Source organism: Lysinibacillus sp. NPDC093210 (assembly GCF_044753985.1).
Lineage (GTDB): Bacteria > Bacillota > Bacilli > Bacillales_A > Planococcaceae > Lysinibacillus.
Genome location: NZ_JBIVOE010000007.1, coordinates 219,470 through 242,493, shown reverse-complemented (window position 1 = coordinate 242,493; position 23,024 = coordinate 219,470). Strand labels below are relative to the sequence as shown.

At 38.7% G+C, this 23,024-nt stretch carries 38 protein-coding genes and 1 pseudogene; 2 read left to right on the top strand and 37 right to left on the bottom strand.

Translation table 11 applies throughout. The features are described 5' to 3' along the window. Positions 1-305 precede the first annotated feature (305 nt). Complete coding sequence (locus ACIP9C_RS17335) at positions 306-962, top strand: hypothetical protein (RefSeq protein ID WP_401012561.1); 657 nt, start codon at positions 306-308, stop codon at positions 960-962. A 46-nt stretch (positions 963-1,008) separates the two neighbouring features. On the opposite strand, the gene ACIP9C_RS17330 is transcribed toward ACIP9C_RS17335, so the two are convergent. Next, entirely contained in the window at positions 1,009-1,683 is a 675-nt protein-coding gene (locus ACIP9C_RS17330) for a KinB-signaling pathway activation protein (RefSeq protein WP_401012560.1), read from the bottom strand. A 151-nt stretch (positions 1,684-1,834) separates the two neighbouring features. Here ACIP9C_RS17330 and gerD point away from each other — a divergent pair, with 151 nt between their 5' ends. Further along, positions 1,835-2,443, top strand: a complete 609-nt coding sequence (gene gerD / locus ACIP9C_RS17325; RefSeq protein ID WP_340821796.1) for a spore germination lipoprotein GerD — start codon at positions 1,835-1,837, stop codon at positions 2,441-2,443. Between the two features lie 55 nt (positions 2,444-2,498). Here gerD and ACIP9C_RS17320 read toward each other — a convergent pair whose 3' ends face one another. The 36 genes and pseudogenes from ACIP9C_RS17320 to rplV all read right to left on the bottom strand — a co-directional run bounded on the left by ACIP9C_RS17320 (position 2,499) and on the right by rplV (position 23,019). Further along, a complete protein-coding gene (locus ACIP9C_RS17320; RefSeq protein WP_401012558.1) occupies positions 2,499-3,554 on the bottom strand; it encodes a P-loop NTPase in 1,056 nt (351 codons plus the stop codon). Between the two features lie 72 nt (positions 3,555-3,626). Beyond that, positions 3,627-4,340, bottom strand: coding sequence for an N-acetylmuramoyl-L-alanine amidase (locus ACIP9C_RS17315; RefSeq protein ID WP_401012556.1), 714 nt, complete (start codon positions 4,338-4,340; stop codon positions 3,627-3,629). A gap of 149 nt (positions 4,341-4,489) precedes the next feature. Next, positions 4,490-4,966, bottom strand: coding sequence for a YxiG family protein (locus ACIP9C_RS17310; protein WP_401012554.1), 477 nt, complete (start codon positions 4,964-4,966; stop codon positions 4,490-4,492). A gap of 32 nt (positions 4,967-4,998) precedes the next feature. After that, on the bottom strand, positions 4,999-5,442 hold the full coding sequence (locus tag ACIP9C_RS17305) for a YxiG family protein (RefSeq protein ID WP_401012552.1): 444 nt from the start codon (positions 5,440-5,442) through the stop codon (positions 4,999-5,001). A 268-nt stretch (positions 5,443-5,710) separates the two neighbouring features. Continuing rightward, complete coding sequence (locus ACIP9C_RS17300) at positions 5,711-6,397, bottom strand: hypothetical protein (RefSeq protein ID WP_401012551.1); 687 nt, start codon at positions 6,395-6,397, stop codon at positions 5,711-5,713. 90 nt (positions 6,398-6,487) lie between these two features. Beyond that, entirely contained in the window at positions 6,488-6,820 is a 333-nt protein-coding gene (locus tag ACIP9C_RS17295) for a hypothetical protein (RefSeq protein WP_401012549.1), read from the bottom strand. Between the two features lie 290 nt (positions 6,821-7,110). Continuing rightward, the gene (gene rpsI / locus ACIP9C_RS17290; protein WP_004233744.1) at positions 7,111-7,503 is read right to left on the bottom strand and encodes a 30S ribosomal protein S9; all 393 of its coding nucleotides are present in this window, start codon (positions 7,501-7,503) and stop codon (positions 7,111-7,113) included. A gap of 25 nt (positions 7,504-7,528) precedes the next feature. Next, the gene (gene rplM, locus ACIP9C_RS17285; protein ID WP_173479261.1) at positions 7,529-7,966 is read right to left on the bottom strand and encodes a 50S ribosomal protein L13; all 438 of its coding nucleotides are present in this window, start codon (positions 7,964-7,966) and stop codon (positions 7,529-7,531) included. Positions 7,967-8,236: 270 nt separating this feature from the next. After that, positions 8,237-8,977 carry a tRNA pseudouridine(38-40) synthase TruA gene (gene truA / locus ACIP9C_RS17280; protein ID WP_401012547.1) on the bottom strand — a complete coding sequence of 247 codons (741 nt, stop codon included), beginning with the start codon at positions 8,975-8,977 and terminating at the stop codon, positions 8,237-8,239. A 12-nt stretch (positions 8,978-8,989) separates the two neighbouring features. Beyond that, positions 8,990-9,787, bottom strand: coding sequence for an energy-coupling factor transporter transmembrane component T family protein (locus ACIP9C_RS17275; RefSeq protein WP_139859720.1), 798 nt, complete (start codon positions 9,785-9,787; stop codon positions 8,990-8,992). Continuing rightward, a complete protein-coding gene (locus ACIP9C_RS17270) occupies positions 9,784-10,656 on the bottom strand; it encodes an energy-coupling factor ABC transporter ATP-binding protein (protein ID WP_401012545.1) in 873 nt (290 codons plus the stop codon). Before ACIP9C_RS17270 ends, ACIP9C_RS17275 begins: the two co-directional genes overlap by 4 nt. After that, positions 10,632-11,477, bottom strand: a complete 846-nt coding sequence (locus tag ACIP9C_RS17265) for an energy-coupling factor ABC transporter ATP-binding protein (RefSeq protein ID WP_401012543.1) — start codon at positions 11,475-11,477, stop codon at positions 10,632-10,634. Before ACIP9C_RS17265 ends, ACIP9C_RS17270 begins: the two co-directional genes overlap by 25 nt. Positions 11,478-11,860: 383 nt before the next feature. Continuing rightward, complete coding sequence (gene rplQ, locus ACIP9C_RS17260) at positions 11,861-12,241, bottom strand: 50S ribosomal protein L17 (RefSeq protein WP_010860588.1); 381 nt, start codon at positions 12,239-12,241, stop codon at positions 11,861-11,863. A gap of 56 nt (positions 12,242-12,297) precedes the next feature. Further along, positions 12,298-13,242 carry a DNA-directed RNA polymerase subunit alpha gene (locus ACIP9C_RS17255; protein ID WP_004233733.1) on the bottom strand — a complete coding sequence of 315 codons (945 nt, stop codon included), beginning with the start codon at positions 13,240-13,242 and terminating at the stop codon, positions 12,298-12,300. Positions 13,243-13,381: 139 nt separating this feature from the next. Then, positions 13,382-13,771, bottom strand: a complete 390-nt coding sequence (gene rpsK / locus ACIP9C_RS17250) for a 30S ribosomal protein S11 (protein ID WP_004233731.1) — start codon at positions 13,769-13,771, stop codon at positions 13,382-13,384. A 25-nt stretch (positions 13,772-13,796) separates the two neighbouring features. Continuing rightward, positions 13,797-14,162 (bottom strand): 30S ribosomal protein S13, encoded by a 366-nt coding sequence (gene rpsM, locus ACIP9C_RS17245; protein WP_024364357.1) that lies wholly within the window; start codon positions 14,160-14,162, stop codon positions 13,797-13,799. Between the two features lie 24 nt (positions 14,163-14,186). Next, complete coding sequence (gene rpmJ / locus ACIP9C_RS17240; RefSeq protein WP_000868344.1) at positions 14,187-14,300, bottom strand: 50S ribosomal protein L36; 114 nt, start codon at positions 14,298-14,300, stop codon at positions 14,187-14,189. A 37-nt stretch (positions 14,301-14,337) separates the two neighbouring features. Next, positions 14,338-14,556, bottom strand: a complete 219-nt coding sequence (infA, locus tag ACIP9C_RS17235; RefSeq protein WP_004233690.1) for a translation initiation factor IF-1 — start codon at positions 14,554-14,556, stop codon at positions 14,338-14,340. A 90-nt stretch (positions 14,557-14,646) separates the two neighbouring features. After that, positions 14,647-14,724 (bottom strand): annotated as a pseudogene (locus ACIP9C_RS17230) (type I methionyl aminopeptidase); the annotation flags it as partial. 249 nt (positions 14,725-14,973) lie between these two features. Further along, entirely contained in the window at positions 14,974-15,627 is a 654-nt protein-coding gene (locus ACIP9C_RS17225; protein WP_340821776.1) for an adenylate kinase, read from the bottom strand. Positions 15,628-15,695: 68 nt separating this feature from the next. Beyond that, positions 15,696-16,991, bottom strand: a complete 1,296-nt coding sequence (secY, locus tag ACIP9C_RS17220; protein WP_173479259.1) for a preprotein translocase subunit SecY — start codon at positions 16,989-16,991, stop codon at positions 15,696-15,698. Then, a complete protein-coding gene (gene rplO / locus ACIP9C_RS17215; protein WP_173479258.1) occupies positions 16,991-17,431 on the bottom strand; it encodes a 50S ribosomal protein L15 in 441 nt (146 codons plus the stop codon). The genes secY and rplO overlap by 1 nt, the downstream gene beginning before the upstream one ends. Before the next feature lie 34 nt (positions 17,432-17,465). Further along, a complete protein-coding gene (gene rpmD, locus ACIP9C_RS17210) occupies positions 17,466-17,648 on the bottom strand; it encodes a 50S ribosomal protein L30 (RefSeq protein ID WP_024364361.1) in 183 nt (60 codons plus the stop codon). 13 nt (positions 17,649-17,661) lie between these two features. Next, positions 17,662-18,165 carry a 30S ribosomal protein S5 gene (gene rpsE, locus ACIP9C_RS17205; RefSeq protein WP_024364362.1) on the bottom strand — a complete coding sequence of 168 codons (504 nt, stop codon included), beginning with the start codon at positions 18,163-18,165 and terminating at the stop codon, positions 17,662-17,664. Between the two features lie 21 nt (positions 18,166-18,186). Further along, the gene (rplR, locus tag ACIP9C_RS17200) at positions 18,187-18,546 is read right to left on the bottom strand and encodes a 50S ribosomal protein L18 (protein WP_401012540.1); all 360 of its coding nucleotides are present in this window, start codon (positions 18,544-18,546) and stop codon (positions 18,187-18,189) included. Positions 18,547-18,578: 32 nt separating this feature from the next. Continuing rightward, positions 18,579-19,118: a 50S ribosomal protein L6 gene (rplF, locus tag ACIP9C_RS17195; RefSeq protein WP_401012538.1), complete on the bottom strand. Its 540-nt coding sequence runs from the start codon at positions 19,116-19,118 to the stop codon at positions 18,579-18,581. Positions 19,119-19,148: 30 nt separating this feature from the next. Further along, positions 19,149-19,547 carry a 30S ribosomal protein S8 gene (gene rpsH / locus ACIP9C_RS17190; RefSeq protein ID WP_401012537.1) on the bottom strand — a complete coding sequence of 133 codons (399 nt, stop codon included), beginning with the start codon at positions 19,545-19,547 and terminating at the stop codon, positions 19,149-19,151. A 29-nt stretch (positions 19,548-19,576) separates the two neighbouring features. After that, on the bottom strand, positions 19,577-19,762 hold the full coding sequence (locus tag ACIP9C_RS17185) for a type Z 30S ribosomal protein S14 (RefSeq protein WP_004233656.1): 186 nt from the start codon (positions 19,760-19,762) through the stop codon (positions 19,577-19,579). A gap of 22 nt (positions 19,763-19,784) precedes the next feature. Beyond that, complete coding sequence (gene rplE / locus ACIP9C_RS17180; protein ID WP_024364365.1) at positions 19,785-20,324, bottom strand: 50S ribosomal protein L5; 540 nt, start codon at positions 20,322-20,324, stop codon at positions 19,785-19,787. Between the two features lie 29 nt (positions 20,325-20,353). After that, positions 20,354-20,662 carry a 50S ribosomal protein L24 gene (rplX, locus tag ACIP9C_RS17175; protein WP_107925086.1) on the bottom strand — a complete coding sequence of 103 codons (309 nt, stop codon included), beginning with the start codon at positions 20,660-20,662 and terminating at the stop codon, positions 20,354-20,356. 35 nt (positions 20,663-20,697) lie between these two features. Beyond that, positions 20,698-21,066, bottom strand: coding sequence for a 50S ribosomal protein L14 (rplN, locus tag ACIP9C_RS17170; protein ID WP_004233650.1), 369 nt, complete (start codon positions 21,064-21,066; stop codon positions 20,698-20,700). Between the two features lie 43 nt (positions 21,067-21,109). Further along, the gene (gene rpsQ, locus ACIP9C_RS17165; protein WP_024364366.1) at positions 21,110-21,373 is read right to left on the bottom strand and encodes a 30S ribosomal protein S17; all 264 of its coding nucleotides are present in this window, start codon (positions 21,371-21,373) and stop codon (positions 21,110-21,112) included. An 18-nt stretch (positions 21,374-21,391) separates the two neighbouring features. Next, entirely contained in the window at positions 21,392-21,592 is a 201-nt protein-coding gene (rpmC, locus tag ACIP9C_RS17160; RefSeq protein WP_004233646.1) for a 50S ribosomal protein L29, read from the bottom strand. After that, positions 21,582-22,016, bottom strand: coding sequence for a 50S ribosomal protein L16 (rplP, locus tag ACIP9C_RS17155; RefSeq protein ID WP_010860599.1), 435 nt, complete (start codon positions 22,014-22,016; stop codon positions 21,582-21,584). Before rplP ends, rpmC begins: the two co-directional genes overlap by 11 nt. A 1-nt stretch (position 22,017) precedes the next feature. Next, positions 22,018-22,671 carry a 30S ribosomal protein S3 gene (gene rpsC, locus ACIP9C_RS17150; protein WP_340821766.1) on the bottom strand — a complete coding sequence of 218 codons (654 nt, stop codon included), beginning with the start codon at positions 22,669-22,671 and terminating at the stop codon, positions 22,018-22,020. A 3-nt stretch (positions 22,672-22,674) separates the two neighbouring features. Further along, on the bottom strand, positions 22,675-23,019 hold the full coding sequence (gene rplV, locus ACIP9C_RS17145) for a 50S ribosomal protein L22 (protein WP_004233639.1): 345 nt from the start codon (positions 23,017-23,019) through the stop codon (positions 22,675-22,677). Positions 23,020-23,024: the final 5 nt, after the last annotated feature.

Sequence of the window (23,024 nt, the reverse complement as noted above, 5' to 3'; positions counted from 1 at the left end):
CGTTCGTCCTGAGCCAGGATCAAACTCTCCATAAAAGAAATTTGATTAGCTCAAATTGTTTTGCTGGCATCAATTTTGATGTCCAAAATTTTGTTCCGTTCACTAACATATGTTAGCTAATAGAAACTATATTGATTACGTTTTGCTTGTTCAGTTTTCAAGGTTCATTTTATTTCGTTTGCCGCGTCATCTCTTGGCGACTTATACATAATAACATCGATTAATCATGAAAGTCAACACAAAATCATAAGTTTTTTTAAGGAGTTTATTTTTATGTTTAAAATTATAGAAATGGGGTTTTTAATATGCTTCGTAAAACGTTGATATCACTAGTTGTCATAGGAATATTGTTTATTTTTATTAAACCAATAAATTCTAAGATGATTTCTGTATTTAATATTGCTAATGCACCAACGGTTGTAACAAAAGGGCATTATGGCACTTCTCTTATTGTCGAAATTTCCTTTTCTGATGATAAACTTTTAGATTGGCTTAAAAATGTAAAAGCACCTTATCCGCTTCTTCTTTTAGATGCAGCATGGATTGAACGCTCACCTGAGCATATAAAAGTAATACAAGAAAGAAAACTGCCCACAGGATTACTAGGTCCAGAGGATTCAGTAGAAGAACCAATTGATATTGCATTGCTGCAAAAAGATGTTAGTACTTATGAAAAATATTTAAAGACAACACCACTTTGGTTTGCTACACGAAATCATCAGTATTCTCAGGATTTACAAAAAAGCTTATTTCAAAAACAAATAAATATTCTTTCTCCTTCACTCATTTGGCAAGGTGAAAAAACGCCCGAATTACAAAAAGGAGATTTTTTATTTCTTCCTTTACATCAAGACACTAAGGTCACTTTTAAAGAGTTAAATACATTATTGCAACAAAATAAATTTATGTCGATTGAAGAAAATATATTCGGTTACTCCGTGCAATCTAAAAAAACCCCATAATAAAAGTAGCCTCATCATATTTGAGGCTACTCATTTTTTTCATTAACTATGCATTTTTTGCCTGATTAAGTCGCGCTTTACGACGTTCTTCTAATTTTTTGCGATCTTCATCGGATTTTGCGTTGTATTTTGGTAATACTAATAATTGATATGCATTTACAGCTAGTAATGGGAATAACAATAATGCAACATATTCGTTAATATTTTCATCGCGCCCCATTAATGCGATTGTCCACTCTAAAGTTGTAACAACAATCATAAAAAATAATGCAGACACTAGAACATGTTTTTTTCCTGTCATTTTAACTTTTTGTACAGCTGTAGCAATTGAAGCAAAAATTAATACAATTAACAGCCCTAAATAAAACACCCAGCTTTGTCCATCTTTTACACCAGGTACAAAACGGAAGAACACAATATCAAAAATGGTAATAACAATTAATAATAGCTGTACCCAATTCCATAATGTCAGTGTTCTAAAGATGTTAACACCTACCTGATGAAGCGTTAAATAAGCGAAAAAACCTGCCTGTGCAATAACACTCATCGTAAACCCTAGGAATACCATCCATAAAATCCCTGCGAAAAATTCCCCCCATTGACCATTTGCTACATATGGTTGAAAGAAGCTCCATCGAATAAATAAACTAAAAATTCCGTTGACTACGCCACCAACGAGCATTGCAAAGAAGAAAAACTTTGCCCAATTTCGTATCGTCACAACTCAAAGTCCCCCAATTTCTTCATATATCTGTAATCATTTTAACAATGCATTGTTAAAAAAGCTATTTCTCTTCGCAAGCTATACATAAAGTCATCATAAATGTGAACAATAATTGAAAGAGTCTATCTATAGAAAGGACTGATGTTTAATGCGAAAATTGACTTTATTACTGATTTTGACGCTATTTCTTGCTGCCTGCTCTCAACAAGATAAAACCTCTACCATGTCTTATGATGAGATAAAAAAAATTATGATCGACTCTCTACAAACAGAGGATGGAAAAAAGGCGTTACGACAGCTTCTAGAGGAACCGAGTTTTCGTGAATTATTGATATTAGAACATGATGAAGTGAAAAAGGCGACAGAAGAGACTTTGCTTTCAAAAGAAGCTGAGGATTTTTGGAAAAAGACATTCGAGGATCCAAAGTTCAAAGAAACTGTAGCCAAAAGTATGCAAAAGCAGCAATCGGATATTATGAAGGAACTAATGAAAGATCCCACATTCCAAAAGGATATGGAGTCATTCTTTGGTCAACCTGATATGCAAAAGCAAATGGAGACGATTTTAAAATCCTCCAATCTTCGCAAGCAAATGGAGGAAGTCGTAAAGGAAACGATTGAAAGTCCGCTAATGCAAGCGAAATGGCTGGAGCTTATCAAAAAAAGCGGTGAAAGTACTTCATCGGAAAGCGATAGTAAAAAAGAGGCTAGCGGTGAAAGTGATGGCAGTGCAAATAAGGATGACAAAAGCAAATAGCTTCTCAAAACAAAAAGGATTTCCTCAGCTATTCGAGGAAATCCTTTTTATTTATTTATTTATTTAATTTTTCAATGATTTTCGAAGCAATATCTAAATAAGTTTGTCCTGTTGAATGATTTTCAGCATAAACAGAAGGCGCGAAATCTTCATCAGTCCAATCTGGCTGACCTAGTGGAATTTGTCCAAGTAGCTCTGTACGAAGTTCTTCAGTTAATTTTGCACCGCCACCTTGGCCAAATACAAATTCACGTTCCCCTGATTTTGACTCAAACCATGCCATATTTTCAATAACGCCTAGAATCTCATGTTCTGTTTGTAGAGCCATTGCACCTGCACGAGCTGCAACGAATGCTGCTGTTGGGTGAGGCGTTGTCACAACAATTTCTTTTGAAGAAGGTAACATTTGATGAATATCTAAAGCGACGTCGCCTGTTCCTGGTGGTAAATCTAATAGAAGGTAATCCAGTTCGCCCCATTCTACATCACGGAAAAATTGATCTAATACCTTTCCAAGCATTGGCCCGCGCCAAACGATCGGTGCGTTATTCTCAACGAAGAATCCCATTGAAATCACTTTTACACCAAAACGGTCAACAGGGTAAATACGATTATCCACTACTTTCGGCATATCTGTAACACCCATCATATCGGGCACACTAAATCCATAAATGTCGGCATCAATTAAACCTACTTTTTTTCCAAGGCGTGCTAAGGCTACCGCTAAGTTAACAGATACTGTAGATTTCCCTACGCCACCTTTACCAGATGCAATTGAAATTACCTGCACTGTGCTTAGTGGTGATAAAATATCTTGAGCTTCTGCTTCTGTTGCTGTTCCACGGAAGCTTTGCAGTTTATCTGCCGATAATTCTTCAAAACGAATACCAACAGTGTTAGCGCCCGCTTCTTTTAATACATCCACAATTTTCATTTGAAGTTGCATTTGTTCAGGTGTATTTGTTTTAGCAATAGCAATTTTTACACTCACATGATTTTTTTCTTCTTTAATTGATACATTCGTAATACCGTCAGTTTCTGCTAAGGTTTTATGTAAAAATGGATCTTGTAGTTGTCCCAGTTTTTCTCGTACTTGTTGTTCAGTTATCACGACGAACACTCCCCTTATTTTCTGTCAATGTTAGTATATCATAATGCTTTGATTTACATAGTAGCTGTTGCTCTATTCAATTTTCCCAAGTAAGTAGTCTTCAATACCTTCAACGATAGCAGTTGCCATTTTCTCTTGATATTTTTTATCTACTAATAGTGCACGTTCCTCATCATTACTGATAAATCCAGTCTCCACTAACGCAGCAGGTACTTCTGCCTTTTTCAGCAAGTAGATTTGTTTGATCGATAATGCTTCCCGATCAGTATTTTGTAAGTTCGTTCGAATAGATTGCTGAATGCTCTTTGCAAGCAATTCCCCATCAGCATGTCCGTCTTTATGATAAAACACCTGCGCTCCACGCCACTTTGTTTCAGGAATTGCATTAGCGTGTATTGTAACGAAAATATCTGGTTGTTCTTTTGCAACAATATCCTTTCGTAAAAAGATATCCTGCTTTTTTCGTTCCCTCATTGTACCAAATTTTTCTGATGGCGCGTGTTCTTCAATCACATCTCCATCCGTTGTACGTGTCATCACGACCGTAGCGCCTTTCTTCTTTAATTGCTTCTCCACATGCTGAGCAATTGCAAGTGTAATTTCCTTTTCAATTACTTCGCCCTTTGAAGCACCTCCATCCTGACCACCGTGTCCCGCATCAATGACAATTTTTATGCCACCAAGTGGGTCAGGTAAGAAGAAGTTGCGGTCCGAAGCATTCGTTTCATATGCCACGACCACTATACTCATCAGCATAATTACTCCTAGTGCAAGCCAGCGCTTCACCCATATCCACCACCCTTTATATTTAGTGTACGAAGTTAGTGATGGAACTATGCTAGAAAGTAAACAAAAAAACTCCCAAGCATAGGCTTGAGAGCTTGGGATATATTATTCATGTTTCGAGATAAGCAGTGAACATAGCTTCTAGTCAATCAACTTTCATCTTCCCATTTCAGCTCATTTTCTGGCGCAATTAAATCTTTAAACACCTTGCCCTCAAAAACGAAACGATTCGCTTCTATAAAGAAACAATCTTTATTGTTGATGTGAAAGCTAAAATTAGTAGTAGATGAAATTTCTTCAATGCCTTTTAATTCCGGATCTAAACTTTCGATTGTAATTTTGTCAAAGCCATTTGGATGATAACTAATCCCTGTTAGCAATAGCTCATCCCCGTAATCGTAGTCATTTAAACGGAAGCCCTCTAGATCTTCCAGCTGACACATGTAGAATGACAGTACTTGTTCAAAGAATACGACCTTTTTTAACACTTCTTGTTTGAATTTTTTAGCGACCACTAATTTAACGGTCTCTCCAAAATAACCTATATCTACATTCATCACGACACCGAACTCTACTTCTTCTATTAATAGTGTTTGAATTTCTTCCATTATTTTTTCTTGTTCCATAATATCTCCTTTACTTAAAAGAATTCACGTTTTTAAGGAACTAACAAATTATTAAACACTTTATTATTGATGACTAAACGATTCGCTTCTATAAAGAAATAGTCTTTATTATTTACTTGGAAATAAAAATTAGTATTTGAAGTAATTTCAATACCTTTTAATTTTGTATTTAAAATCTCCGCTTTTATTTTACCGAATCCATATGGGTGGTAGCTGATTTCTGACAACAATATATCATCCCTATAACCAAGCTCATTTAAACGAAATCCCTCTGCATCCTCAGACTTACACATGTACAAAGAGAGTACTTGTTCAAATAATAGTATGGTCTTTTTAATGCGTTTTCTGCTTGTACTAAGTACATCTAATCTTACAGTTTCCTTTAAATAATCAATTTGAATATCGAAAAGTGCTCCAAACTCAGCTTCTGTAAATAAAAGTGTCTCTATTTCTTCGATTATTTTAGCTCTATTCATAGTATCTCCTTAATTTAAATTCTTCTATGACAATACATTAGGTTGATTTAAGTTTTTTCTTTTTTTAAATAGATAAGTATTGAGCTAATCACTGCACCAATGAAACAAAGCACATAATTAGTCAAAACCGAAAATGAGAATAGTTTAGCTAAAATAGAAATCCCGCCAAAATAAGTGACAATAAATATTACAGTAATGTCTTGCTTCTTCTTCATATTCATAGAATGTACCGCATCCTTTGTAAATTAGAATTAATACATATAGATTTTTAAATTTCTACATCGTATAAACTATAGTTACCAGCGTATGCAATCTCTTTTCTGTAATTGCTTTTATACAATTTGTACAGCACTTCTTTAGAATCAATTAGTTTATCTTTAAATATTAATTGGAATGTCCATATTCCCTCCATTAATAGTGGAGAGATTTTTAATCCTGCATAATAAATTCTTTTACCATTATCTTTATTTTTCTTTAAGCTTTCAAAATCCAAAAAATGCAACTCTCCTTTTGGATTAATAATTTGAAAAAGTATCAGTGAGTCCTCTAGTATATTTTTCAAATTAGCCTTATAACAAATTGCTATATCTAAATTTGAAAATACATTAGTTTTACAAATAATATTAAACGTAGACTGCTGAAAATCCTTTCCAGTGACCGAATATTCAAGTACTATATCTTTTGCCTGTTTAACTGTATTAGCTACTTTTGAAAAATACATATTATTCACTTCATAAACACTATGACAATTTGGGTCGCAAACACAAAATTTTTCATTCACTATAAAAGCATAATAATTTATGTTGTTTGCAATTCGCTTTTGCTCTTCGATAGGGACTTCCCACTGCAAGCCATTTTTACTAATAAGGTTCAATTTATTTTTTTGCATTTGTTTATCTAAATATACTAATAAAACGGATTCTAATTTAATTTGACTATGATATTTAATCTCCATTAAACCAGTCCTCTTTAATTAAAATATAGTTTAGTACTCTAACTAGAAAAGTAACAAGTCGAAAAAATCTCAACTTGTTACTTTTTATTATTATTTAGATCCTCGAATTACATCATGATAAATATTATAGACAGATCTAACACCAAACTCTAAAAGCATGGCAGTTCCAGCACCTTTTGCGGCACTTTTTAAACTACCCTTTGCTGCCCCATAAAATGAACCTCCAATCATTGATGCTGGTTGATCCATATTTCCATACACCGTTTGTTGAGCCGCCTTATTAATTGCTTTCCCATAATCTACAAATACTTGACCGACTTTTTTGGCAGTACTATTAAATGCTTGTCCTACCTTTGTATTATTTAATGCTTCACCCATACTTTTACCAACATTATATGCATCAGAACGAACCTGAGTAGCCATTAAACATCACCCTCCATTTTAAAATTTAATATGCAAATTTCCATAGACAAATGAGCTTCAATCTACATAAACTTTCACATTAATTTCTATATATAGAGACTGTTTTACCTTAAAGTATTTTTATATTATCATCCTATATATTTTTTTGTAAATATATTTTGAATATTTTCTATATTAGTTTTTTTATAGCTTTTTATTTCCTAATAAGCGGAAGTAACACTTTAATTTCATACAAAAAACCCTCCCCACCAAAGTGGGAAAGGGTTTTGAAAACGCATATAATCGGTTGATTAACGTTTTGAGAACTGAGGTGCACGACGAGCGCCGCGTAGACCTGGTTTTTTACGTTCTTTCATGCGTGAATCACGAGTAAGTAATCCAGCTGATTTAAGTGCAGCACGGAAATCTGGGTCTACTTGAAGTAGAGCACGAGCGATACCATGACGTACAGCTCCAGCTTGACCAGTATATCCACCACCGTTAACGTTTACGTGGATGTCATAGCTTCCTGTAGTTTCAGTAGCTACTAATGGTTGTTTAATTACTTCACGTAATGCAGCGAATGGTACGTATTCTTCGATTTCACGTTTGTTGATAACAATTTTACCTGTACCTGGTACTAAACGTACACGAGCTACAGAGCTTTTACGGCGACCAGTGCCGATGTATTGAACTTGTGCCAAAGTAATATCCTCCTCTTAATTTATATTATCCACGAAGCTCATAAGCTTCTGGTTTTTGTGCAGCATGTGGGTGCTCAGTTCCAGTGTAAACGTTAAGTTTACCGAACATTTTACGACCTAAAGAGTTTTTAGGAAGCATCCCTTTAATAGCTAATTCGATCATACGTGTTGGGTACTTTTCTAACATTTCACCAGCAGTACGAGTTTTTAAACCACCCGCAAATTGAGTATGGTGACGGTAAAGTTTACCCTCTAATTTGTTACCAGTTAAATGGATTTTGTCAGCGTTGATGATGATTACGTGATCACCTGTGTCAACGTTTGGTGTGAATGTTGGTTTATGTTTACCACGTAAGATTGCAGCTACTTCAGAAGCTAAACGTCCAAGAGTTTGGCCTTCTGCATCAACTACTAACCATTTACGGTCTACTTCGTGACCTTTAGCCATGAATGTTGTACGCATGTATATATCCTCCTAATCGATTCGATTACCGTTATTTTTCATTAGTCTACACTATAAGTTTCGGGGCTTATTTTGTGGTGGTAATGAAAATACCATCTGTTATCATATAATGAATGGCTTTTAAAGTCAAGCAATTTCATTAAACACCTGGTGAAGTTGTACAGGGTAACGTTTGGCATTTGCATTGGCATTTTGCCCCTCATATTTTGTTCCATTTAAAGCGAAAATCCGCTCTTAGAAAACATACAATATTCTTTTAAACATTTTGCCCTAATAGAATACTTTTTCAAGGTATAAACCTTGTGGTGGCGCCGTTTTACCAGCCTTGTCACGATCCATCGATGCAACAACGGTCTCGACATTTTCCACTTCTCTGCGCCCTATGCCAACTTCCCATAAAGTGCCGGCAATGATGCGTACCATATTGTATAAGAAGCCACTACCTTCAATGACCATATGTAGCTCTTCACCATGCCACTCAAATTGAAGTGCGTTTACTGTTCGTACTTTATTTTGCACACTAGTATTCGCCGCACAAAAGCATGAGAAGTCATGCGTCCCGATAATCGCATTTGCAGCCTCCTGCATCGCTCTCACGTCTGGTTTCACACCACTCGTCTCAACTGTGTAATGTCTACGGAATGGGCTTTGTACAGACTCACACGACCATATATAGCGATAGCGTTTTCCTGTTACACTATAACGCGCATGAAAATCATCTGCCACTTCCTCAATAGATAATACACGGATATCTCTTGGAAGCTGAACATTTAACGCCTTCATATACTTTTCTACTGGTATTGCTAGCGGCGTATCAAAATGCAGTGTTTGTCCAGTTGCATGCACTCTTGCATCAGTGCGACCACTTGCCGTTACTTTGACCTTGTTACCTTTATGCATAACAGCAAGTACACGCTCAACTTCTGCTTGTACTGTACGCTCTCCTGGCTGTACTTGATAACCAGAAAACTGCGTTCCATCATAACTAATAATTGCTTTTAATCGTCGCATAAAGCTACTCCTTTAACTTCTATAGAAAAATAATAAAACAGCCATGGCTACTAGTAAGGCAATAGCAAACGAATCGCCAATATCCCACTTTAGCTTACGATAGCGCGTACGCCCTTCACCGCCACGATAGCCTCGAACCTCCATCGCAGTGGCTAAGTCCTCTGCACGTTTGAAGGCACTTACAAAGAGCGGTACTAGTAATGGCACAACCGCTTTAATGCGGTCTTTTATCGGTCCTGAGGATAAATCGGAGCCACGTGCCATTTGTGCCTTCATAATCTTGTCCGTCTCATCCATCAACGTTGGAATAAAGCGCAGTGAAATGGACATCATTAGCGCTAGCTCATGGACAGGTACTTTTATTTTTTTCAATGGATTTAGCAACACCTCAATCCCATCTGTAATGGAAATCGGGGAGGTTGTCAGTGTTAAAATAGACGTCATAAACACTAAAACAAGGAAACGAGTTGAAATATAAATCCCTTGACGAACGCCTCCCTCATAGATGGAGATAAATTTCCAATGAAATAATAGGTCGCCTTCCTTCGTCATAAAAATATGTAGCAAGAAAGTAAACGCCATTAAAAAGAGCACAGGCTTCAAGCCATTTATTAAAAAGTACAAGCGTATACGTGACACTAAAACAATAAGTAACGTAAATGCTAATAGCATTGCATATGTTATTGTATTATTAGCTAAAAATACAATAATGATAAATGCAAAAACGAATACGAGTTTAGATCGTGGGTCAAGCCTATGAACAGGAGAATCTCCTGGCAGGAAGCGCCCGAAAATCATCTTCTCCATCATGACTCTGCACGCTCCTCTCTCAATAATCGAGCCATTTCAATCGCTAGCTCCTCTTCTGTTAAACATACCTTTGCTAGAGGTGTATTGATCATCTTTTCAATCTTTTGTTGGAAGCGTACAATACGAGGTGGCTCTAAACGAAATTGCTTTAATGTCTCAACATCCTTAAAAATATCACGTGGTGTTCCACTCAATACATTTTTTCCCTCATGCATAATGACGATATTGTCAGCATAACGAGCTGCATCCTCCATACTGTGCGTAACGAGAATCGTCGTTAAACTACTCTCCCGATGTAATGCATAAAACATATCCATAATTTCTTTTTGGCCACGAGGATCTAGCCCAGCTGTTGGTTCGTCTAAAACAATCACCTCTGGCTCCATAGCCAATACACCCGCAATTGCTACACGTCGCATTTGTCCGCCCGATAGATCAAATGGTGATTTGTCGAGCACATTTTCAGGCAATCCAACTAAACGAACAAGCTCTCTAGCACGTATCTCGGCTTCTTTCTCTGAGACACCAAAATTCATCGGACCGAACATAATATCCTTTAATACCGTTTCTTCAAATAGCTGATGCTCTGGAAATTGAAAAACTATACCTACACGTTGGCGAACCGCCTTTAAATCCTTTGCCTTTTTACCGGCTTCCACTGTGCGATCTCCTATTTGCACCTTACCTGATGTAGGTTTTAGGAGTGCGTTAAAATGCTGAAGAATAGTCGATTTACCGGACCCCGTATGGCCAATAATCGCTTGGTACGTGTGAGATGGAATCTCAAAGTCCACATCGAATAACGCACGTTTTTCAAAAGGTGTTCCTTGAGAGTAGGCATAGCTTACTTGTTGAAGTTTGATGTCCATAAATCATTCACCAACTCTTCTTCTGTCATATGTTGTCCCATTAACGGAACACCTTCCTTTTGCAATAACTTTGATAACTTCATGGCAAACGGCAGATCAAGACCTAACTCCGTTAACTTGTCCCCCAGCGAAAAAATTTCAGCAGGAGGCCCTTCTGCAAACTTCTTGCCATCATTCATGAAAAGTATACGATCCGCCAACATGGCTTCTTCTAAATCATGTGTAATCGATAAAACCGTTAGCCCTGTTTCTGCGCGTAATGTTTGTACAGTTTGTAAAACCTCTACACGTCCTTGTGGATCTAACATAGATGTTGCCTCATCTAAAATGAGCAACTTTGGCTTCAAAGCTAATGCCCCTGCAATAGCGACACGTTGCTTCTGTCCGCCAGATAAATGATGTGGCTCATGATCCAAAAAATTGCTCATCTTCACTTGTTCTAGTGATGCATGCACACGCTTTACCATCTCTTCAAACGGTATACCGTTATTTTCAAGAGCAAAGGCAACATCATCCTGTACTGTAGCTCCTACAAATTGATTGTCTGGATTTTGAAAAACCATTCCCATTTGCGAGCGACATTCCCACAGATTATCTTCATTTAATACTTCTCGTAAAATACGAACATCTCCCTGCTGCGGGAATAGTAAACCATTCATTAGTTTGGCTATCGTTGATTTACCAGAACCATTATGGCCAACTATGGCAATCCATTCACCTTCCTGTACGGCGAAGCTTACATTTTCGACAGCATTTCGCAGCTCTGGATTTTCAGGTGTATATGAAAATGTCACATTATTTAATGATAAAATTTCGGGCATTTCTAGAACTCCTCTCTATGCTCAGCTATACTAACTAACTTACACTTTTTTATGTATGAATTCTACCACAATCAATATGTCGGTATAAGAAAAGTGCCTAAGCGCTTATTCCTATATATTAAAAAAAGCACCATCAATTGGCGCTGTTAATAATAAAAAAGCGCGCACCTCATTCGATAGAAATGCGCTAGTCGTTACATTTACAAGAAACACGGGTGCTCAAGCCCTAGCTTCTTTTGAATGAGGTGCGGAGAGCTAAACGAGACGCCACACAAAAGTGTCCGCTCATCATAACGCTCAGCTTAATTATTTGTCGTATAAATCGTTTTATAAAGAAAGAGGGTGGTGGTTCCACCCTCTTCACCACTTGTTTTCTCTTATGATTAAACTAATTCAATCACAACAACAGGTGCACCGTCACCACGACGAGGACCTACTTTAAGAATACGAGTGTAACCACCTTGACGTTCTGCGTAACGTGGTGCAACATCATCAAATAGCTTTTGTAGCGCAAATGAAGTTGTTTCGTTACCTTCTTCGTCAGTAGTTGTTACTAGTTCACGACGGATGAATGCAGCAGCTTGACGGCGTGCGTGTAAATCTCCGCGTTTACCTAAAGTAATCATTTTTTCAACAGCTTTACGTACTTCTTTAGCGCGAGCCTCAGTAGTTTCGATACGCTCGTTGATGATTAAATCAGTAGCTAAGTCACGTAACATCGCTTTACGTTGAGAACTTGTACGACCAAGTTTTCTGTAACCCATGGATGTTTCCCTCCTTTATAAAAAATATCTGATCTTATAAGTTTTGTTTAAATCGCTTAGTCTTCTTTGCGTAACCCTAAACCAAGCTCTTCTAACTTCGCTTTTACCTCTTCTAATGACTTACGTCCAAGGTTACGAACTTTCATCATGTCGTCTTCTGACTTATTCGCAAGTTCTAGTACTGTATTAATACCAGCGCGTTTTAAGCAGTTATAAGAACGAACAGAAAGATCAAGTTCTTCAATAGTCATCTCTAAAACTTTTTCTTTTTGATCTTCTTCTTTTTCGACCATGATTTCAGCAGTTTGTGCCTCATCTGTCATGCCAACGAAGATGTTTAGATGCTCGGTTAAAATTTTTGCTCCGAGCGAAATCGCCTCTTTCGGACCGATGCTACCATCTGTCCACACATCAAGAGAAAGTTTATCGTAGTCAGAAGACTGACCTACACGAGTATTTTCCACTTGGAAATTGACGCGTGATACTGGAGTGTAAATAGAGTCGATCGGGATCACGCCGATAGGAAGATCCTCACGTTTGTTTTGATCAGCAGGAGTGTAACCACGGCCGCGTTGAGCGTACATACGCATACGTAAATGACCGTTTTTAGCGATTGTTGCAATATATAGATCTGGGTTTAAAATTTCTACGTCACTGTCATGTGTAATGTCAGCAGCCGTAACTGTACCATCGCCCTTTACATCAATCTCAATAACTTTTTCTTCGTCAGAGTAGATTTTAAGAGCAAGCTTTTTCACGTTCAAAATAATTGAAGCTACATCTTCTACAACGCCTTCTACAGTAGAGAATTCGTGAAGTACACCATCAATTTGGATTGAAGTGACAGCAGCTCCTGGTAATGAAGACAGAAGGATACGACGTAAAGAATTACCCAAAGTGTTTCCATATCCGCGTTCAAGCGGTTCTACAACAAACTTTCCATATTTGGAATCTTCGCTGATCTCCACCGTTTCAATCTTTGGTTTTTCAATTTCGATCATTTCATTTACCCTCCTTCAAAACATCGAATGTATAGGTTCTTTCCATCATAGATTCGATCGTCATTGACGTATCGTTTAATATCTGCACAAGACAGTCTGTACAAAAAATGATGTTCTCATACAATATGAGACGCACCCATTACACGCGACGACGTTTTGGCGGACGGCAACCATTGTGAGGAACTGGAGTAACGTCTTTAATAGCAGTTACTTCTAAACCAGCAGCTTGAAGTGCACGAATTGCAGCTTCACGACCAGCACCAGGACCTTTAACAGTTACTTCCAACGTTTTCAGACCATGTTCAAGGGATGTTTTAGCAGCAGTTTCTGCAGCCATTTGTGCAGCGAATGGTGTAGATTTACGTGAACCACGGAAACCAAGAGCACCAGCACTTGACCAAGATACAGCGTTACCTTGCATATCTGTAATCGTTACAATTGTATTGTTAAATGTAGAACGAATGTGTGCAATACCAGATTCGATATTCTTTTTCACACGACGTTTACGAGTTTGTTGTTTACGAGCCATGTTAAGAAGGAACCTCCTTTACGTATTATTTTTTCTTGTTCGCAACTGTTTTACGAGGACCTTTACGCGTACGCGCATTGTTCTTCGTATTTTGACCACGAACAGGTAAACCACGACGGTGACGGATACCACGGAATGAACCGATTTCCATCAGACGTTTAATATTTAATGAAGTTTCGCGACGTAAGTCACCTTCAAGTTTGTAAGAATCTAATTGTTCACGGATTAGGTTTAACTGATCTTCAGTTAAGTCGCGTACGCGTGTATCTTCTGAAATACCTGCGCCAGCTAATACTTTCTGAGCTGTAGTTTTACCAATACCGTAAATGTAAGTTAATGAAATTACCACGCGTTTGTCGCGAGGAATGTCAACACCAGCAATACGTGCCATGTACGTTGTGCACCTCCTTTAGAATCAACCTTGTTTTTGTTTGTGTTTAGGATTTTCACAGATTACCATTACTTTACCGCGTCGGCGAATTACTTTACATTTTTCGCAGATCGGTTTCACAGATGGTCTCACTTTCATCTAACCTAACCTCCTTAATAGTCCGGAGCGCAAAAGATTATTTAAAACGGTATGTGATACGACCGCGAGTTAAATCATAAGGAGATAACTCGATAGTAACCTTATCTCCAGGTAGAATGCGGATAAAGTGCATACGAATCTTACCAGATACGTGTGCTAAAATCACATGTCCATTTTCTAATTCTACCTTAAACATCGCGTTTGGCAAAGTCTCAACAACTGTCCCTTCGACTTCAATTACATCATCTTTCGCCATCTACTCTGTCTCTCCTCTCTATATATGCAAATTAAAGTTCTCATCGTTACATCAAACGGATATCTGCTGCAACTATAGAAGCAACCTCGTTTCAACATATGTTTGGATTGTATGAGAGATGTTTGAAAGACGCTCGTCTGGTTTCGCTTCACACAATCCACGGAATATACAGGACCAGTATGGGCACTGAATCTCCCATGTTTACACGAATACCGGAATGTCTTTGATGAGATATTCATACCCGTTACACAGATGCTTCCACGAAACCCATTATACTCTCTCAAAAGTAATGTTGCACTTTTTAAAAGAAATATATACCGGGCACAATATGCTTTTGCAACTCTCAAAAAAATTATGTTTCGGTGTTGCTCCCGCATGCCTCCCGCGGAAGCAGTATTCTGCGCCCGGAGCCGGGTATCAGCTGCGGCTGCTCTGTAAAAGAGCATCAAGATCAGCAAACACTTTATTAATATCTTGCTGTCCATCAATATTTGTTAACACACCTTTAGCTTCATAGAAGTTAAGTAAAGGTTGTGCTTGATTCATATTTACTTCCAGACGGTTTGCAACCGTTTCAGGATTATCATCCGCACGTGTGTAAAGTTCGCCGCCGTCTTTATCACATTTACCTTCCACAGCTGGTGGATTGAAAATTAAATGATAAGATGTACCACAAGTTTTACAAATACGACGACCTGATAAACGAGCAATGAGCTCATCTTTTTCAACTTGAATGTTTAACGTATGCTCAATAGCTTTACCAAGATCAGCTAAAATGCTATCTAAAGCTTCAGCTTGTGGAACAGTACGTGGGAATCCATCTAATAAGAAGCCCTTTTCACAATCAGGTTTAGCAAGTCGCTCACGAACAATACCAATCGTTACTTCATCAGGTACTAGTGCACCTTGATCCATAAACGATTTAGCCTGTAAGCCTAGTTCTGTACCATCTTTAATAGCGGCACGGAACATATCTCCTGTAGAAATATGAGGAATTGCATACTTCTCAACAATTTTATCTGCCTGTGTACCTTTACCAGCACCTGGCAGACCCATTAAAACGATATTCATCGGAAATAGTCCTCCCACAAAAGGTTTGCTGATTTCAGGAAACGAAGAACGTTCCCTAAAAATCAACATTATTTCATAAAGCCTTTGTAGTGACGTTTAACAAGTTGGGATTCTAGCTGTTTCATCGTTTCTAGCGCTACGCCGACTACGATAATTATACTAGTACCACCGATTTGCACTGAAGCAGGTAGATTCATAAGGTTGATGAATATAATCGGCATTACAGCAATTACAGTTAAGAATATCGCGCCAACAAAAGTCAGACGATATAACACGCTTGTTAAATACGTTTGAGTGTTTTCACCCGGGCGAATACCTGGAATGTAAGCACCTTGTTTTTTCAAGTTGTCTGCCACATTTTCTGGATTCACTTGTACGAATGCATAGAAATATGTGAACGCGACGATCAATGCGACGTAAATCAACATTCCAACAGGTTTCTGATAATCGAAAGTGTTTTCAATGAATGTTGTTACATCATTTTGACCAAAGAACGCTGCTAACGTACGAGGCGTTACAAGGAACGCTACTGAGAAGATTACCGGAATAACCCCTGCAGCATTTACTTTTAACGGTAAGTGCGTTTGTTGACCACCTGTTTGTTGGTTGCGTCCAGTAACTCGTTTTGCATATTGAATTGGGATTTTACGAAGTGCTTGTTGCACGTAAATTACACCAACGACAATTGCAAGTAAAATCAAAGCAAGTAATGCAAGGATGATAATGTTAATAAACAGTTTATCACCAGCACCCTCTATTTGTTGTGCATAAATTTGGTTTATTCCTGTAGGTAATGCTGCAACGATACCTGCGAAAATTACAACAGAAATACCATTACCAACACCATGTGCAGTAATTTGCTCAGCAAGCCATACAAGGAAAGCTGTACCAGCTGTCAATACAATTGAAATTGTAACATAAGTTAGAATTCCCTCTTCTTTAATCAAAGATCCACCATACATTTTGTTGAAACCAAATGACATCGCGAATGATTGGATAAAGGCAAGAATAATTGTAAAGTAGCGAGTAAATTGTGCAAGTTTACGTCTTCCGACTTCCCCTTGCTTTGCCCACTCAGCAAACTTCGGTACTACGTCCATTTGCAATAACTGAACAATAATTGAGGCTGTGATGTATGGCATAATTCCCATCGCGAAGATAGAGAAGTTTTTCAAAGCACCACCGCCAAAAGTATTGAGGAAACCAACGAGGTTAAACTCATCAGTTGCCTTTAATACATTTGCGTCAACGTTCGGTACTGGTATGAATGTACCAATACGGAAAACGATTAACATTAAAAGAGTGAAAATGATTTTATTTCTTATATCTCGAACACGCATAAAGTTAGAGATTGTCTGAAACATTAAATCACCTCAGTAGTTCCGCCGGCATTCTCGATTGCTTCTTTCGCTGAAGCTGAGAATTTATGAGCTTTAACTGTAAGCTTTTTGTTAAGTGTTCCGTTTCCAAGAACTTTAATTCCAGCTTTTTCATTGCTCACAAGACCAGTTTCAAGTAATAATGCAGTTGTTACTTCTGCACCGTCTTCGAAACGGTTTAATGTGTCAAGGTTAACGATAGCGTATTCTTTACGGTTAATGTTCGTAAAGCCACGTTTTGGTAAACGACGGAATAACGGGTTTTGTCCGCCCTCAAAGCCTGGGCGTACACCGCCGCCAGATCGAGAGTTTTGACCTTTATGTCCTCTACCCGCAGTTTTACCGTTACCAGAACCGATACCACGACCAACGCGATTGCGTTGCTTACGAGAACCTTCTGCTGGTTTTAACTCATGCAGTTTCATAGTGGGTGGCACCTCCTTGTTCATTAATTAAAAATTAATTTTCTTTTACAGTAACTAAGTGAGCTACTTTATCAAGCATACCGCGAGTAGCTGCATTATCAGCTTTCTCAACAGTTTGATTTAATTTACGTAAACCAAGAGCTTCAATAGTTTTACGTTGTGCCGGTTTAGAACCGATCACAGATTTTGTAAGGGTGATTTCTAATTTGTTAGCCATTATTATTCCCCCCTTATCCTAATATTTCTTCCACTGATTTGCCACGTAATTTTGCAACGTCCTCTACGCGTTTTAATTCAGTTAAACCTTGAACAGTAGCACGCACCATGTTAATTGGTGTGTTAGATCCAAGTGATTTTGAAAGAATATCAGTAATACCAGCAAGTTCTAGTACGGCACGTACTGGACCACCAGCGATAACCCCTGTACCAGGAGCAGCAGGTTTGATTAGGATTTCTCCTGCACCGAAGCGACCAAGCACTAAGTGTGGAGTTGTTCCACCTACACGTGGCACTTCGATTAAGTTTTTCTTCGCATCTTCAACAGCTTTACGGATAGCATCTGGCACCTCTTGAGCTTTACCAGTACCGAAACCAACATGTCCGTTTCTATCGCCAACTACAACTAATGCTGTGAAGCGGAAGCGACGTCCACCTTTAACAACTTTAGCAACACGGTTAATAGTAACTACGCGTTCTTCAAGTTCTCCAAGTTTGTTTGCGTCAATTCGACTCATGAAATGTGTCCCTCCTTCTTATTAAAATTCTAAACCGTTCTCACGTGCAGCTTCAGCTAAAGCTTTAACACGTCCATGATATAAGTAACCACCACGGTCAAATACTATAGCAGTAATATTTTTTTCCGTAGCGCGTTTCGCGATTGTTTCACCGATTTTTGATGCAGCTTCTACGTTGTTACCAGCACCTTCAAAACCATTCTCTTGAGAAGATGCGCTAACAAGTGTTACGCCTGCTACGTCATCGATAAGTTGAGCGTAGATGTTCTTGTTAGAACGGAATACGTTTAAGCGTGGACGCTCAGCAGTACCCGTAATTTTAGAACGTACTCGCGCATGACGTTTTTTACGAACTTGATTTTTATCCTGTTTCGTAATCACAAGGGTCACTCCTTTCTAATGCTTAAGCAGCATTATTTACCTGTTTTACCTTCTTTACGACGAACGTATTCGCCTTCGTAACGGATACCTTTACCTTTATACGGCTCTGGTGGACGAACGTCACGGATATTAGATGCAAGAGCGCCAACGCGTTCTTTGCTGATACCTTTAACGATGATTTTTGTGTTAGAAGGAACTTCTACTTCAAGACCATCTTCTGGTGTGAACTCAACTGGGTGAGAGTAACCTACGTTAAGTACAAGCTTTTTACCTTGTAATTGCGCACGGTAACCGACACCGATAAGTTCTAATGATTTTTCGAAACCTACAGAAACACCAGTAACCATGTTCGCTAATAGCGCACGAGTTGTACCGTGGTTTGTGCGGTGTTCTTTTGAATCAGAAGGACGAGATACAGAGATCACATTACCTTCTTGCTCAATTTTCATATCTTGGTGGAAAGAACGAACAAGTTCGCCTTTAGGACCTTTAACAGTAACAGTGTTGTCAGCTTCGACAGTAATAGTTACGTTAGCTGGTACCTCGATAATTTTTTTACCTACACGAGACATTTAGTTGCACCTCCATTCATTTATTGCTAATTACCAAACGTATGCTAGAACTTCGCCGCCAACTTGTTTAGCGCGAGCTTCTTTATCTGTTAATAAACCTTGTGAAGTTGACACTAAAGCGATACCAAGACCGTTCAGTACTTTAGGAACTTCATTTGTTTTAGCATATACACGTAGACCAGGTTTAGAAATACGTTTTAGGCCAGTGATAACGCGTTCGTTTTCTTTACCGTATTTTAAGAAGATACGGATGATACCTTGTTTGTTGTCTTCCACGTATTCTACGTCACGTACGAAACCTTCACGCTTTAAAATTTCAGCGATTTCTTTTTTCACGTTGGAAGCTGGTACTTCTAACTTCTCGTGACGAACCATGTTCGCATTACGAATGCGAGTTAGCATATCTGCAATCGGATCAGTCATTGTCATTACATTTACCTCCTTCCCAAATTAGGGGATTACCAGCTGGCTTTTTTCACGCCAGGAATTTGTCCCTTATATGCAAGTTCTCGGAAACAAATACGGCAAAGTTTGAATTTGCGATATACTGAGTGTGGACGACCACAGCGTTCACAACGTGTATATTCTTGCACTTTAAACTTTTGCTTACGTTGTTGTTTAACGATCATAGATTTTTTAGCCACGTTTTCGCCCTCCTTGTTTAAATTACTTTTGGAACGGCATACCGAATTGTGTCAATAACTCGCGAGCTTCTTCGTCAGAGTTCGCTGTCGTTACGATCACGATGTCCATACCGCGTACTTTTGAAACTTTATCGTAATCGATTTCTGGGAAAATTAATTGCTCTTTAACACCTAGAGTGTAGTTACCGCGACCATCGAATGCTTTTTTAGAAACACCACGGAAGTCACGTACACGAGGTAATGCGATTGCGATTAATTTATCCAAGAATTCATACATACGCTCACCGCGTAATGTAACTTTAGCACCGATAGGCATACCTTCACGTAGACGGAAACCTGCGATCGATTTTTTAGCTTTAGTTACTACTGGTTTTTGACCAGTGATAATTGTCAATTCTTCTACAGCTGCATCTAGCGCTTTAGAGTTTTGAACTGCGTCGCCAACACCCATGTTGATAACGATTTTATCAACTTTTGGAAGTTGCATTACTGATTTATATCCAAATTTGCTCATTAGAGCAGGAGAAACTTCATTTAAATATTTTTCTTTTAGGCGGCTCATGTGTGTACCTCCCTTCTTTTATTTACTAATTAGTCGATTACTGCACCTGATTTTTTTGCAACACGAACTTTTTTACCGTTTTCGATTTTATAACCTACACGAGTCGGCTCGCCAGATTTAGGATCGATTAGCATTACGTTCGAAACGTGAATTGCAGCCTCTTGGCTTACAATCCCACCTTGTGGATTCAATTGGTTAGGTTTAACGTGTTTTTTCACGATGTTTACACCTTCAACAAGAACGCGATCTTGTTTAGGGAAAGAAGCTAGGATTACTCCTTCTTTGCCTTTGTCCTTACCAGTGATAACCTTAACCTTGTCACCTTTTTTTACATGCATGCTGTCGCACCTCCTTGATTGGCACTGTCATGAAATTAAAGAACTTCTGGAGCTAGAGAAACGATTTTCATGAAGTTGCTGTCACGTAATTCACGTGCAACAGGTCCGAAAATACGAGTTCCGCGTGGTGATTTATCATCACGAATAATTACACAAGCATTTTCATCAAATTTGATGTAAGTACCGTCTTTACGGCGAACGCCTGATTTAGTACGAACGATAACGGCTTTAACAACGTCACCCTTCTTGACAACGCCACCTGGTGTTGCTTTCTTAACTGTACAAACAACGATATCACCGATGTTAGCAGTTTTACGGCCAGAGCCACCAAGCACTTTAATTGTAAGAACTTCACGTGCACCTGAGTTGTCAGCAACTTTCATACGACTTTCTTGTTGGATCACTTGGGTTACCTCCCTTCGGAAATTGGTTGTTCCGAAATAGTTATTAAATAATAACCGCTTTTTCTACAACTTCAACTAGACGGAAACGTTTAGTAGCTGATAGCGGGCGAGTCTCCATGATACGTACGATATCACCGATTTTCGCTTGGTTTTGCTCATCATGAGCTTTAAACTTTTTAGAGTACTTTACACGTTTACCATAAAGCTTATGCTTTTTGTGAGTTTCAACTAAAACAGAAATTGTTTTGTCCATTTTATCTGAAACGACGCGGCCCGTGTAAACTTTGCGTTGATTACGCTCAGTCATACTTGAAAACCTCCTTTATCAGTTATTTGCACTGATTTCTCTTTCACGAATAACAGTTTTCATACGCGCGATTGCTTTACGCACTTCACGAATACGAGCTGTGTTTTCTAATTGACCAGTCGCCAATTGGAAGCGAAGGTTGAAAAGCTCTTCTTTCAGTGATTTCACTTTTAATTCAATTTCAGAAGTGGCAAGGTCACGGATTTCATTAGCTTTCATTAGATTCACCACCAGTTTCTTGACGTTTTACGATCTTACATTTAACAGGAAGCTTATGTGATGCTAAACGAAGTGCTTCACGTGCAATCTCTTCAGATACACCAGCAATTTCGAACATTACTTTTCCTGGTTTAACAACTGCTACCCAACCTTCAGGAGAACCTTTACCAGAACCCATGCGGACTTCTAGAGGTTTTTTCGTGTAAGGTTTGTGCGGGAAGATTTTAATCCAAACTTTACCGCCACGTTTCATGTAACGAGTCATCGCGATACGTGCAGATTCGATTTGACGGTTAGTAATCCAGCTAGCAGTTTGAGCTTGTAAGCCCCATTCGCCGAAAGATACTTCTTTGCCGCCTTTCGCTTCGCCACGCATGTTTCCGCGGTGTTCACGACGGTATTTTACGCGTTTAGGCAATAACATATTATTTGCCTCCTTCCACAGATTTCTTCGTAGGAAGAACTTCACCACGGTAGATCCATACTTTAACGCCTAATTTACCGTAAGTAGTGTCAGCTTCTGCGTGTGCATAGTCGATGTCAGCACGTAGAGTATGAAGTGGAACAGTTCCTTCACTATAGTGTTCAGCACGCGCGATATCAGCGCCACCTAAACGACCAGATACTTGTGTTTTAATTCCTTTTGCTCCTGCACGGATTGTGCGTTGGATCGCTTGCTTTTGCGCACGACGGAATGAAACACGGTTTTCTAATTGACGAGCGATATTTTCAGCTACTAGACGAGCGTCAAGATCAGCACGTTTAATTTCGATAATGTTGATGTGTACACGTTTACCAGTTAGTTCGCCAAGGTATTTACGAAGGTTTTCAACTTCAGTACCACCTTTACCGATTACCATCCCTGGTTTAGCAGTGTGAATTGTAATGTTTACACGGTTTGCAGCACGTTCGATTTCAACTTTAGAAACAGAAGCGTCTTTAAGAGCCGTTTCAATATATTTACGCACTTTGATGTCTTCGTGAAGTAGAGTTGCATAGTCTTTTTCAGCGTACCATTTTGACTCCCAGTCACGAATAATACCAACGCGCAGTCCTATTGGATGTACTTTTTGACCCACGGATTAACCCTCCTTCTTCTCAGATACCACTAAAGTGATGTGGCTTGTGCGTTTGTTAATTGCGCTTGCACGTCCTTGTGCACGTGGACGGAAACGTTTTAATGTTGGACCTTCATCAACGAATACTTCAGAAACTACTAAAGAGTTGATATCTAGATCGTAGTTGTGCTCAGCATTAGCAACTGCAGATTTTAATACTTTCTCAACGACTGGAGACGCCGCTTTTGGAGTATGACGTAAAATTGCAACTGCCTCACCTACTTGCTTACCTCGGATTAAGTCTACAACTAGACGGACTTTACGAGGAGCGATACGTACTGTGCGAGCGATAGCTTTAGCTTGTGTCATTAGGA

What these genes read in the sequence shown, in the direction of transcription:
- ACIP9C_RS17300 (WP_401012551.1), bottom strand. Translation starts at nt 6,397, where the DNA reads ATGGAGATTAAATATCATAGTCAAATTAAATTAGAATCCGTTTTATTA.
- rplE (WP_024364365.1), bottom strand. Translation starts at nt 20,324, where the DNA reads ATGAGCCGCCTAAAAGAAAAATATTTAAATGAAGTTTCTCCTGCTCTA.
- rplO (WP_173479258.1), bottom strand. Translation starts at nt 17,431, where the DNA reads ATGAAACTGCATGAGTTAAAACCAGCAGAAGGTTCTCGTAAGCAACGC.
- ACIP9C_RS17225 (WP_340821776.1), bottom strand. Translation starts at nt 15,627, where the DNA reads ATGAATATCGTTTTAATGGGTCTGCCAGGTGCTGGTAAAGGTACACAG.
- ACIP9C_RS17335 (WP_401012561.1), top strand. Translation starts at nt 306, where the DNA reads ATGCTTCGTAAAACGTTGATATCACTAGTTGTCATAGGAATATTGTTT.
- rplV (WP_004233639.1), bottom strand. Translation starts at nt 23,019, where the DNA reads ATGACACAAGCTAAAGCTATCGCTCGCACAGTACGTATCGCTCCTCGT.
- rplX (WP_107925086.1), bottom strand. Translation starts at nt 20,662, where the DNA reads ATGCATGTAAAAAAAGGTGACAAGGTTAAGGTTATCACTGGTAAGGAC.
- ACIP9C_RS17275 (WP_139859720.1), bottom strand. Translation starts at nt 9,787, where the DNA reads ATGATGGAGAAGATGATTTTCGGGCGCTTCCTGCCAGGAGATTCTCCT.
- rpmJ (WP_000868344.1), bottom strand. Translation starts at nt 14,300, where the DNA reads ATGAAAGTGAGACCATCTGTGAAACCGATCTGCGAAAAATGTAAAGTA.
- ACIP9C_RS17270 (WP_401012545.1), bottom strand. Translation starts at nt 10,656, where the DNA reads ATGGACATCAAACTTCAACAAGTAAGCTATGCCTACTCTCAAGGAACA.
- secY (WP_173479259.1), bottom strand. Translation starts at nt 16,991, where the DNA reads ATGTTTCAGACAATCTCTAACTTTATGCGTGTTCGAGATATAAGAAAT.
- rpsM (WP_024364357.1), bottom strand. Translation starts at nt 14,162, where the DNA reads ATGGCACGTATTGCTGGTGTTGACATTCCTCGCGACAAACGCGTGGTA.
- rplP (WP_010860599.1), bottom strand. Translation starts at nt 22,016, where the DNA reads ATGTTATTGCCTAAACGCGTAAAATACCGTCGTGAACACCGCGGAAAC.
- rpsK (WP_004233731.1), bottom strand. Translation starts at nt 13,771, where the DNA reads ATGGCTCGTAAACAACAAACTCGTAAACGTCGTGTGAAAAAGAATATC.
- infA (WP_004233690.1), bottom strand. Translation starts at nt 14,556, where the DNA reads ATGGCGAAAGATGATGTAATTGAAGTCGAAGGGACAGTTGTTGAGACT.
- rplQ (WP_010860588.1), bottom strand. Translation starts at nt 12,241, where the DNA reads ATGGGTTACAGAAAACTTGGTCGTACAAGTTCTCAACGTAAAGCGATG.
- rpsQ (WP_024364366.1), bottom strand. Translation starts at nt 21,373, where the DNA reads ATGACTGAGCGTAATCAACGCAAAGTTTACACGGGCCGCGTCGTTTCA.
- ACIP9C_RS17255 (WP_004233733.1), bottom strand. Translation starts at nt 13,242, where the DNA reads ATGATCGAAATTGAAAAACCAAAGATTGAAACGGTGGAGATCAGCGAA.
- rpmC (WP_004233646.1), bottom strand. Translation starts at nt 21,592, where the DNA reads ATGAAAGCTAATGAAATCCGTGACCTTGCCACTTCTGAAATTGAATTA.
- gerD (WP_340821796.1), top strand. Translation starts at nt 1,835, where the DNA reads ATGCGAAAATTGACTTTATTACTGATTTTGACGCTATTTCTTGCTGCC.
- rpsH (WP_401012537.1), bottom strand. Translation starts at nt 19,547, where the DNA reads ATGACAATGACTGATCCGATTGCAGATATGCTAACTCGCATTCGTAAT.
- rplF (WP_401012538.1), bottom strand. Translation starts at nt 19,118, where the DNA reads ATGTCTCGTGTAGGTAAAAAAATTATCGAGGTACCAGCTAACGTAACT.
- ACIP9C_RS17305 (WP_401012552.1), bottom strand. Translation starts at nt 5,442, where the DNA reads ATGAATAGAGCTAAAATAATCGAAGAAATAGAGACACTTTTATTTACA.
- ACIP9C_RS17310 (WP_401012554.1), bottom strand. Translation starts at nt 4,966, where the DNA reads ATGGAACAAGAAAAAATAATGGAAGAAATTCAAACACTATTAATAGAA.
- truA (WP_401012547.1), bottom strand. Translation starts at nt 8,977, where the DNA reads ATGCGACGATTAAAAGCAATTATTAGTTATGATGGAACGCAGTTTTCT.
- ACIP9C_RS17295 (WP_401012549.1), bottom strand. Translation starts at nt 6,820, where the DNA reads ATGGCTACTCAGGTTCGTTCTGATGCATATAATGTTGGTAAAAGTATG.
- ACIP9C_RS17265 (WP_401012543.1), bottom strand. Translation starts at nt 11,477, where the DNA reads ATGCCCGAAATTTTATCATTAAATAATGTGACATTTTCATATACACCT.
- rpmD (WP_024364361.1), bottom strand. Translation starts at nt 17,648, where the DNA reads ATGGCTAACAAATTAGAAATCACCCTTACAAAATCTGTGATCGGTTCT.
- rplM (WP_173479261.1), bottom strand. Translation starts at nt 7,966, where the DNA reads ATGCGTACAACATTCATGGCTAAAGGTCACGAAGTAGACCGTAAATGG.
- rpsE (WP_024364362.1), bottom strand. Translation starts at nt 18,165, where the DNA reads ATGAGTCGAATTGACGCAAACAAACTTGGAGAACTTGAAGAACGCGTA.